This window comes from Geodermatophilus sp. SYSU D00663 (genome assembly GCF_054050655.1).
Genome location: NZ_JBJGZT010000007.1, coordinates 171,888 through 178,446 on the forward strand (window position 1 = coordinate 171,888; position 6,559 = coordinate 178,446).

The 6,559-nt window shown below is 74.2% G+C and carries 6 protein-coding genes; all 6 read left to right on the top strand.

Annotated elements, in window-relative coordinates; translation table 11 throughout:
- Nucleotides 1-43 precede the first annotated feature (43 nt).
- The 6 genes from ACI79Z_RS07685 to ACI79Z_RS07710 all read left to right on the top strand — a co-directional run bounded on the left by ACI79Z_RS07685 (nucleotide 44) and on the right by ACI79Z_RS07710 (nucleotide 6,468).
- Nucleotides 44-1,231: a YVTN family beta-propeller repeat protein gene (locus tag ACI79Z_RS07685; RefSeq protein WP_456902233.1), complete on the top strand. Its 1,188-nt coding sequence runs from the start codon at nucleotides 44-46 to the stop codon at nucleotides 1,229-1,231.
- Between the two features lie 160 nt (nucleotides 1,232-1,391).
- Nucleotides 1,392-2,183 (top strand): ABC transporter ATP-binding protein, encoded by a 792-nt coding sequence (locus ACI79Z_RS07690; protein WP_456902234.1) that lies wholly within the window; start codon nucleotides 1,392-1,394, stop codon nucleotides 2,181-2,183.
- Nucleotides 2,171-3,109: an ABC transporter ATP-binding protein gene (locus tag ACI79Z_RS07695; RefSeq protein WP_456902235.1), complete on the top strand. Its 939-nt coding sequence runs from the start codon at nucleotides 2,171-2,173 to the stop codon at nucleotides 3,107-3,109. Before ACI79Z_RS07690 ends, ACI79Z_RS07695 begins: the two co-directional genes overlap by 13 nt.
- Complete coding sequence (locus ACI79Z_RS07700; protein ID WP_456902236.1) at nucleotides 3,106-3,996, top strand: branched-chain amino acid ABC transporter permease; 891 nt, start codon at nucleotides 3,106-3,108, stop codon at nucleotides 3,994-3,996. The genes ACI79Z_RS07695 and ACI79Z_RS07700 overlap by 4 nt, the downstream gene beginning before the upstream one ends.
- Nucleotides 3,989-5,227, top strand: coding sequence for a branched-chain amino acid ABC transporter permease (locus tag ACI79Z_RS07705; RefSeq protein WP_387988974.1), 1,239 nt, complete (start codon nucleotides 3,989-3,991; stop codon nucleotides 5,225-5,227). The genes ACI79Z_RS07700 and ACI79Z_RS07705 overlap by 8 nt, the downstream gene beginning before the upstream one ends.
- An 8-nt stretch (nucleotides 5,228-5,235) precedes the next feature.
- Nucleotides 5,236-6,468 (top strand): ABC transporter substrate-binding protein, encoded by a 1,233-nt coding sequence (locus ACI79Z_RS07710; RefSeq protein ID WP_456902237.1) that lies wholly within the window; start codon nucleotides 5,236-5,238, stop codon nucleotides 6,466-6,468.
- Nucleotides 6,469-6,559 lie beyond the last annotated feature (91 nt).

The window sequence follows — 6,559 nt, forward strand, 5'->3', positions numbered from 1 at the left end:
CCCTGCGACACGCACACCCGGACGGTCGACGGGGCGATGAGCCATGGACCTGCACCACACGGTCACGCACGGGAAGCACTACCGGCGGCGGACGCGCCGGCGCGGGATCGCGCTGGGCCTCGGGGCGGTGGCTCTCGCCGCGGTCGTGGTCGGGGCGCTCCTGTGGTCCGGGGGCTCCGGGTCCCCCGAGCCGCAGGCGGGCGCGGCGGCGACGTCGGCCGGCGTGGGCGAGCACGCGCCCGGCGCGCACGCCGGGGACGCCGCTGCGCCGTCGGGCCCCGCCGCGTCGTCCGGGGCGCCCGCGCCGGCGGCGAGCGCCGCTGAGCCCGGGGTCGGCCCCGCGGTCCCGGTCGGCTCGTCGCCGCACCACCTCGCGGTCACCCCCGACGGCCGCTCCGCCTACGTCGCCGACCCCGTCCTCGGCGCCGTCCTCCGCATCGACCCCGCCACCGCGGAGGTGACGGCGACCATCCCGGTGCCGCAGGCGCCGCCGCAGATGGTCACCACCTCCCCGGACGGGAGCCGGGTCTTCGTCTCCGCCTACGACGAGGAGTTCACCACCGACGCCGTCGTCACCATCGACACCGCCACCGACACGGTGGCCGGCGCCGTGCCGGTGGGCCGCGGGCCGTACGCCATGGCGACCGACCCCGGCGGCCGGCTGCTGTACGTGCCCTACTACGACGAGGACCACCTCGACGTCCTCGACGCCGCCACCGGGGCGCTGGTGGACCGGGTCGACGTCGCACCGTCCCCGCACTGGGTCGCCTTCGTGCCCGGCCGCGAGGCCGCGTACGTCACCAACCACTTCTCCGACGTGGTGACCGTCCTGTCCCTCGAGGACCACCGGGTGCTGGCGACCGTCCCCGTCAGCGACGGGCCGCACGCGCTGGAGACGTCGCCGGACGGGACGCGGATCGCGGTGGTCGGCTACATCAGCGACGACGTCACGCTCATCGACCCGGCGACGGACACCGTGGTGGCCACCGTGCCCGGGGTCGGCGCCGGGCCGCAGGACGTCACCTGGGCCCCCGACGGCCGCCACCTCTACACCGCCAACGTGGAGGACGGCACCGTGGCCGTGGTCGACGTCGCGACCGGTGCCGTCACCGCGCGGATCCCCACCGGCACCGACCCGACGAGCGTCACCGTGACCCCGGACGGGCGCCGGCTGCTCGTCACCAATTCCGGCGACGGCACGGTCCGCGTGCTCGACGTCGCCGGCACCTGACCGCGTCCGGGCGACGCCGCCGGCGGACGGCACCGGCCGGTGCCGTATCACCGGCAGGTCACGGTCCCGTCCCGGCCGGGGCCGCGATCTCGACGTTCCCCCTATGGTCCGTCGGCATGTGGCACACATCACACGGGGTGCTCCGGGAGGCGGTGGCGCCGTGCTGACCGTCGACCGGCTGCAGGTGAGCTACGGCGGCGTCGTCCAGGCCGTCAGGGGCGTGTCGATGGAGGTCCCCGACGGCTCGGTCGTCGCCGTGCTCGGGAGCAACGGCGCGGGCAAGACCACGCTGCTGCGCACCGTCTCCGGGACCCTGCGGCTGCACCGCGGCCGGGTCGACGCCGGCACGGTGCGCTTCGAGGACACCGACCTCACCCGCCGCGACCCCGGCCAGATCGTGCGCCGGGGCGTGGTCCAGGTCCCGGAGGGGCGGCGGATCTTCGGCCGGCTCACCGTGGAGGAGAACCTGCGCGCCGGCGGCATGGGCAACCGCGACCGCGCCGCCAAGGCCCGCGCCGTCACCCGCGTGCACGACCTGTTCCCGGTGCTGCGCGACCGCGCCGGGCAGCGCGCCGGGCTGCTGTCCGGCGGGGAGCAGCAGATGCTCGCCATCGGCCGCGCGCTCATGGCCAGCCCGCGGCTGCTGCTGCTCGACGAGCCGTCCCTGGGCCTCGCGCCCCGCGTCATCGGCCAGATCGGCGAGGTGATCGCCGAGATCAACCGCCAGGGGACGTCGGTGCTGCTGGTCGAGCAGAACGCGACGATGGCCCTCGGCGTCGCCGACCGCGCCTACGTCCTCGACGTCGGCGAGGTGTCCCTGTCCGGCGACGCCCGCGAGCTCGCCGCCACCGACGAGGTGCAGCGGCTCTACCTCGGCCACACCGGCGCCGAGCCCGCCGCGGAGCGCGTCGAGCGGGCGCCCCGCCGGACCCTCTCGCGGTGGACGGCGTGACCGCGGCGGCCACCCGGGACGACGTCCCGCCGGTCGAGGTCGACGGCGTCAGCGTCTCCTTCGGCGCGATCAAGGCGCTCAACGACGTCTCGTTCACCGTCGCCCCGGGCGCCATCCACGCCGTCATCGGGCCCAACGGCGCCGGCAAGTCGACGTTGTTCAACGTCCTCTCCGGCGTCTACCGCGCGAGCGCGGGGGAGGTCCGGTTCGGCCAGGCCCGCCTGAGCGCGATGCGGCCGTTCCAGATCGCCGGCGTCGGCGTGGCCCGCGCGTTCCAGAACATCGCGCTGTCGGGCACGCAGACGGTGGCCGAGAACCTCATGCTCGGCCGCCACCACCTCACCAAGGCGGGCTTCCTCTCCTCCGGGCTGCGGCTGCCGCGGGCCACCCGGGAGGGGCGGGTCCACGGCGAGCGCATCCGCGAGATCGCCGAGTTCCTCGACCTCGGCGCCAAGCTGCACACGCCCGTCGGCGTGCTGTCCTACGGCGACCAGAAGCGGGTCGAGGTGGCCCGGGCGCTGTGCATCGAGCCCCGGCTGCTGCTGCTCGACGAGCCGGTCGCCGGGATGAACGCCCAGGAGACCGACCGGATGGCCGACGCGATCCGGGAGATCCGCTCGGCGCTGGGGATCTCGGTCATCCTCGTCGAGCACGACATGGGGATGGTCATGTCGCTGGCCGACCGGGTGACCGTCCTCGACTTCGGCCGCCGCATCGCCGACGGCACCCCGGCGCAGGTCCAGTCCGACCCCGAGGTCATCCGCGCCTACCTCGGCTCGGGCACCGAGGTCGGCCCCGCCGAGGCCGCCGCCCAGCACACCGCCGCCCAGCACCCCGCCGCCCAGCACCCCGCCGCCCAGCATCCCGCCGAGGGCGCCGCCGCCCGGGGCGCCACCGCCACCGACGCCCCGGGGAGCCGGCCGTGACCCAGTTCCTGTCCCTGCTGCTCAACGGCATCTCGCTGGGCGCCATCTACGCGCTCATCGCGCTCGGCTTCGTGATCATCTTCAAGGCCAGCGAGGTGGTCAGCTTCACCCATGGGTCGCTGCTGCTGCTCGGCGCCTACACGATCGCCCGGCTGTCGGGCCCGATCGGCTTCCTGCCCGCGGTGCTCGTCGGCGTCGGGTTCACGGCGCTGGCGGCGTTCCTCGTCGAGCGGCTGGTCATCAACCAGCTCCGCGGCGCCCCGGTGATCAGCCTGGCGATCGTCACCATCGGCGTCGACATCGTCATCCTGACCGAGCTCATCCGGCAGATCGGCCCGGACATCCTCAACGTCCCGCACCCGTGGGGCAGCGACTCGGTCCGCATCGGCAGCGTCGGCATCAGCGAGAACCGGCTGATCGCCATGGGCGTGGCCGCCGTCCTCATCGTCGCGTTCTTCGTCGCCTTCAAGTACTCCAGCTGGGGCGTGGCGATGCGCGCCTCGGCCGAGGACGGCGAGGCCGCTGCGCTGATGGGCATCCGGCAGGGCCGGGTGTCGGCGCTGGCCTGGATCGTCGCCGGGGTGCTCGCCGCGGTGGCGGCGCTGTTCCTCGTCGGCGCCCCGACCCCGGGCGTGAGCGCGGCGGCCTACACGGTCGCGCTGCGCGCGTTCCCCGCGGCGATCCTCGGCGGCCTGGACTCCACCGGCGGCGCGCTGGTCGGCGGGCTGCTCATCGGGATCACCGAGGCCCTCGCGGCCGGCTACCAGGAGCAGCTGTCCTTCCTCGGCCGCGGCTTCGGCGAGGTCGCGCCCTACGTCGTGATGATCGTCGTGCTGCTCGTCCGCCCCTCCGGCCTGTTCGGGACCAAGGAGCTGACACGTGTCTGACACCCTCTCCGCCCCCACCGGGGCGCGCGGCCGGACGGCGGCGGCGGACACCTCCCGGCCCGGCCGCTCCCCGCTGCTGCGCTGGCTCCGGCCGGTGCTGCTCGTGGCGGCCCTCGTCGTGCTGCTGGTGCTCCCGCTGTACGTCGAGGAGTTCTGGCTGCGGACCGGCTTCGCCGTCGCCGGCGCGATCGTCGGCGCGATCGGGCTGAACCTCCTGGTCGGCACCAGCGGTCAGCTGTCGCTGGCGCACGCGTTCTTCCTCGCGGTCGGCGCGATCACCTACACCTACGTCTCCGGCGAGTCCGGCGGCCTGGGCACCCGGGCGGCGCTGCGCGGCCTGGAGCTGCCGCCGATCGTCGGGATGGTGCTCGGCGTGCTGCTCGCCGGCCTGGCCGGCCTGCTGTTCAGCCCGATCGCGGCCCGGCTGCGCGGCATCTACCTCGGCGTCGCCTCGCTCGGGCTGGTGTTCATCGGCGTCCACGTGCTCAACACCTGGACGCCGGTCACCGGCGGGTTCAACGGCCGCTCGGTGCCGGAGTTCTCGCTGTTCGGGTTCAGCTTCGGCAACAGCGACCCGACGCTGTTCGTCCTCGGCGTGCCCTACCGGGAGGCCGAGCGGCTCTGGTACCTCGGCATCGTCCTGGCGCTGGCCGCCTACGTCTTCGCTCGCAACCTGCTGCGCAGCCGGCCCGGCCGGGCGCTGGAGACGCTGCGCGACAGCGAGGTCGCCGCCTCGGTCATGGGCGTCAACGTGCAGGCGTACAAGGCGCGGGTGTTCATGGTCAGCTCCATGTACGCCGGGCTGTCCGGGGTGATGTACGCGCTGTCGATCGGCAGCATCGCGCCGGAGTCCTTCGGCCTGACCGTGTCGGTGCTGTACCTGGCGATGATCGTGCTCGGCGGGCTGGGCTCGGTGGGCGGCGCGGCGCTGGGCGCGGCGTTCGTCACCGCCCTGCCGCTGGTGTTCCAGCAGTTCGCCGACGTGCTGCCGCTCGTCAGCGCGCCCGGCGAGGGTGGCATCGCCGCCGGCACCGCCGCCCGCTACCTGTTCGGCCTGGCGATCGTCCTCGTCGTCCTCTTCGAGCCCGGCGGCCTGGTCGGGATCGCCCACCGCTTCCGCCGCCGGGGACGCAGACCCGGCCGCGGATCCCCGAGCGCCACAGCGGGCTCGGGTGCGCGCAGCACCGACCCCGATCCGTCCGACCCACCAGCGCGAGGGAGCACCAGATGAGAGCAGCAGTGCGTCTGCGGGGGGCCACCGTCCTGGCCGCCGTCACCGTCGTCGTCGTCAGCGGCTGCAGCACCAGGGCGCCGGACGGCGGCGGCGGCGGCGGGGGAGGCGAGGGCGGCGGCGACGTCGCCACCGACGTCGGGGTGGAGGGCACCACCATCCGGCTCGGGGTGCTCACCGACCTGACCGGCGTCTTCGCCGCGCTCGGCCAGGACATCACCAACGGCAACACCCTGTACTGGCAGGACAACCAGGTCTGCGACACCTACGACGTCGAGCTCGACGTCCAGGACACCGGCTACGTGCCGCAGACCGGCGTACAGCTCTACAGCGCTATGGAGCCGAACATCCTCGCGATGCAGCAGACGATCGGGTCGCCGATCAACACCGCGCTGGCCGGGGACTACGAGAGCGACCAGATCGTCAACTTCCCGTCGGCGTGGGCGCGCACGCTCACCGAGATCCCCGGCACCGGCGTCCTCGGCGCCACCTACGACGTCGAGATCGCCAACGGCTACCAGTACCTGTTCGACCAGGGGCTGCTGCAGGACGGCGCCACGGTCGGGCACATCTACTTCGAGGGCGAGTACGGGGAGAACGGCCTGGCCGGCAGCGAGGCCGTCGCGGAGGCCCGCGGCCTGGAGGTGGTCCCGGCGCAGATCAAGTCGACCGACCAGGACATGTCCGCGCAGGTCACCCAGTTCGCCTCGGCCGGCGTCGACGCGATCGTGCTCACCGTCGCGCCGACGCAGACCGCCTCGGTGGCCGCGGTGGCGCAGGCCCAGGGCCTCGACGTCCCGATCCTGGGCAGCAACCCGGTGTTCGCGCCGGGCCTGCTGCAGGGGGCCTCGGCGCAGTGGCTCAGGGACCACCTCTACGTGGCCTCGCCGGTCACCGCGTGGGACGCCCAGCCCGAGCTGCTCGAGCAGTACGAGGCGGCCTACCCGAACGTCACGCCGAGCCTCGGCGCGATCTTCGGCTACGCGATGGGCGACGTGATGAACCAGGTGCTCGACGCCGCCTGCGAGAGCGGCGACCTGACCCGCGAGGGCGTCGTCGCGGCGTTCGGCGAGCTGGAGGACGTCGACACCGGCGGCCTGCTGGTGCCCATCAACGGGTTCGAGACCGGCGTCTCGCCGAGCACGCAGAGCCTCATCCTGCGGCCGGCCGACGTCCCCGGCGGCGCCGAGGTCGTCCAGGAGGCGTTCGAGGGCGAGCTGGCCGCCCAGCTCGCGGGCTGATCGGCGGGCCCCCCCGCCCCCCCCGGGGGGGGGGGGCGGGCCGGCCCACACCCCCCCCCCGTTGGGCATGTAAAACTTAATCAAAAAGTTA